General features: G+C 46.1%; 4 protein-coding genes. 1 reads left to right on the top strand and 3 read right to left on the bottom strand.

Annotated elements, in window-relative coordinates; all coding sequences use genetic code 11:
* Positions 1 to 637, top strand: a 637-nt coding sequence (locus tag M989_RS25375) for a GntR family transcriptional regulator (RefSeq protein WP_083965195.1), incomplete at its 5' end; no start/stop codon positions are given.
* Positions 638 to 663: 26 nt separating this feature from the next.
* On the opposite strand, the gene M989_RS23495 is transcribed toward M989_RS25375, so the two are convergent.
* The 3 genes from M989_RS23495 to M989_RS23485 all read right to left on the bottom strand — a co-directional run.
* Complete coding sequence (locus M989_RS23495; RefSeq protein ID WP_046499110.1) at positions 664 to 1,050, bottom strand: plasmid partitioning/stability family protein; 387 nt, start codon at positions 1,048 to 1,050, stop codon at positions 664 to 666.
* A gap of 13 nt (positions 1,051 to 1,063) precedes the next feature.
* Complete coding sequence (gene parM, locus M989_RS23490; RefSeq protein ID WP_046499539.1) at positions 1,064 to 2,026, bottom strand: plasmid segregation protein ParM domain-containing protein; 963 nt, start codon at positions 2,024 to 2,026, stop codon at positions 1,064 to 1,066.
* A 729-nt stretch (positions 2,027 to 2,755) separates the two neighbouring features.
* On the bottom strand, positions 2,756 to 2,888 hold a 133-nt coding region (locus tag M989_RS23485), incomplete at its 5' end, for an IS3 family transposase (RefSeq protein WP_142512731.1).

Raw genomic sequence — 2,888 nt, 5'->3', positions numbered from 1 at the left:
TAGCTTAACGAGACGAGTTGAAGATCGCCTTAAATGCGCACTTATCCTCGGCTACCTCAAGCCCGGTGATAAGGTGGTAACAAAAAACATCGCCGATGCTATGAAAATGAGCGTCACGCCCGTCCGTGAAAGCCTGATACGTTTGTCTGCCAGTAGTGCTCTTGCTTTGACCCCATCACATGCCTTTTTCGTGCCCGTCATCACCAGTGAGCAGTTCAACGAATACATGAGAATGAGGCGATTGATTGAGCCAGAACTGGCAGAAAAGGCCGTACTGAATATGGATGACAAGAGCTTTGAAGAATGCCTATCTATGTGCCAAAAGCTGCGTTCAGCATATGATCGAAGGGATGTTTATCTGGCACACCAGCTCAACCTCACTCTACGGCTGAAGCTTTACATACACGCCGATCTGCCTGAATTTTTCAAAATCGTCACCCAACTTTGGATTAACCTGGGGCCAACTCTGAGTTACACGTTCGAATCTGACTCGGAGGAGAAATGGCCAATATTTTTCTCGTCGCTTGAACTCGCACTTTCAAACAGGGATGCAGGGGCAGCAGCAGATGCCATTAGAGAGTCACTGGATAAGGGGTTGCGGATCTACCTGAGCCTGTTAACCGAGCAAGGTGAGTAAACCGGCTACTAGTAGCCGGTTCTGATTCAACGTTTGAGGTTTTGCATCATCAGGGAGGGTTTAGGAATTTGTTCTTTCTGCTCAGCAGGCTTATCCGAATCAATGGTGGTTGCTGCTCGGATACCTGTGGCCTGGGTTTCCACTGATGAAGAATTCCGTTCAACGGCTATGCCCAGCGTTTGCGACAGGATGTTGCTCAGCGTTTCGGCATTAAACGATGTCGTAGTTTGCGCTGCCAGCAAATTAATTAACCGAGGGTCGAGCTCATGCAAGGCAGAGGCTATTACCAGTGCCTTACGGTAAAATTCCCCCCGGGAGCGTCGGGGTAAGCGCTCCATAATATCAAGAGCTTTACCGTCTTCTGGATTATTGCCGGGCCGGAGCCAGACGAGTAAACGTTTATCTTCTTCCATCACATGACCTCGTTTAGACGCTTGCCATAGCTTTGACGAGCGCGAGCTGCGCGTCAGGCGCTTTGATGACATCCAGCTTAGGGAATAGCTCGACAATATGAGAATGGATGAGCTCAGCACCGCCACCGGCCAGGATGATTTTGTGGACGCTATTCTGACGACGGATATCAGCTGCAACAGCTTCGGCCAGATTTTTCGACTCAGAATCGATAACAGCAATGATGGCATCGATTTTAGAGTGATCATTGACCGCAGAAGCAATCAGATCTCTATCATGACGGTTTTTAATGATGATATCTGCAATGGCATAACTGCTTGGAGACTGGGCATCCTGGAGCGCTGCCATAACAGCTTTCGTCACTCGTGAAACGCCAACATCGCTGTTGCCAAAGATATCGGATATGCCCTCCATTGCCCCCTGAATGATGGCCAGGTCTAGGGTTGTCCCCCCCAGATCGACAACCAGGGTTCGTGTAAGCTGCGTGGTTGTTTTAGGGTCAATCAGATATTCAGCCGCAGGTACTGATTCAGGCATTACGTTAACTTTTACAACATGAAAAGTTTCGCCGTTATTCAGGCTTATTGGGCCCATGACGTTGGCCTTTTTCTTTTCAATGTTAGCTTCGTTCAACTGTGCATCGCTCGTGAAGAACATGGCCACCGGTAGAGTCACTGTAAGTTCAACGTCCTGTGGCTCAAGCCCGGACGTCAAAAGAGCATGATGAATTGCTACACGACTAACAGCGTCGAACTGGAAAGAGGTATGGGTTGTTGTAATTGCAGATGTTGAGCCAATGTCGTGGGTAAATTTCCGCCCATCAATAAGATAGTTGTGGATAGTTTTACCACCAAATGCAAGGGGAGTTGCCCAGCCTTCGCGGAAGGCATTCTGCGAAACATGGGTTTTGATTTCACCATTCTCAACCCAAGCAAGTTTTACGTTCGTTGAGCCGTCATCACAAGCGATGTTCATCATGGTATATACCTCATTAAAATGTTCAAAAGTATCGAAAATCCCAGTCATTTTAGATAGTAAGCTATCATGAAGCAAGGAATGCGCACCTGTAGCGCACATTTAATGTCCGCGAAATGACTATAAAAAGTGAATTACGAGTGTGTTAAACAGGAACGATTCTAGCGGATTGAAATCTGGAGGGTAAACGAGCAAGAGAGATGTAAACGTAATATGCAGAGGTCGGTAGCCCTGGAACATCAACGGTAAAAGTAACAAACCACCCGAAAAATGAACCAGAGCCACCAGATTAAATTGTGACGGTGGATGGCCAATACTGCAAGGGCTTACAAGATAAAGGCACATACAATGTAAGTCCACATGATAGCGTGTATTGGAAAGAAGAGTCACCAAACTGATAGATTTGACCCGGGCCAAAACTGTAGTCAGCAAACTTCGTAACTTATTGAACGGATTGTAGTAGACAAGACAGCTTCTGTGTCGCAATTATCTGAGGCCAATTGGAGCTCATACCAAGCCAAAACCCAGTGCGCACAATGAATGATTAAAACACAAATGCCTTTAAATTCAAGTACATATAACAAAGATTATGTTAAATAACCTCCATAGGTCTATTACTTCATGGTTCACTCATGCGGTCACAGAAATCAGCATGTTGTGAATTTTGAGATACCTCCCTTTTCTCACATTAGGTCTGTCGTACATTTACTTCACTGAATCGCCACGGATAATCTAGACACTTCCGAGCCGTTGATAATACTGGTTTTCATATTCTGTCGGTGACATCTGTTCGCTAGAACCATGCCGACGCTTACTGTTATAAAACATTTCGATGTAATCAAAAATATCACTGCGGGCTTCTTCC

The sequence above is a fragment of the Kluyvera georgiana ATCC 51603 genome (assembly GCF_001654985.1).
Classification (GTDB): domain Bacteria; phylum Pseudomonadota; class Gammaproteobacteria; order Enterobacterales; family Enterobacteriaceae; genus Kluyvera; species Kluyvera georgiana.
The sequence above is the reverse complement of the archived record's forward strand: the minus strand, read 5'-3'. Positions and strand labels throughout refer to the sequence as shown.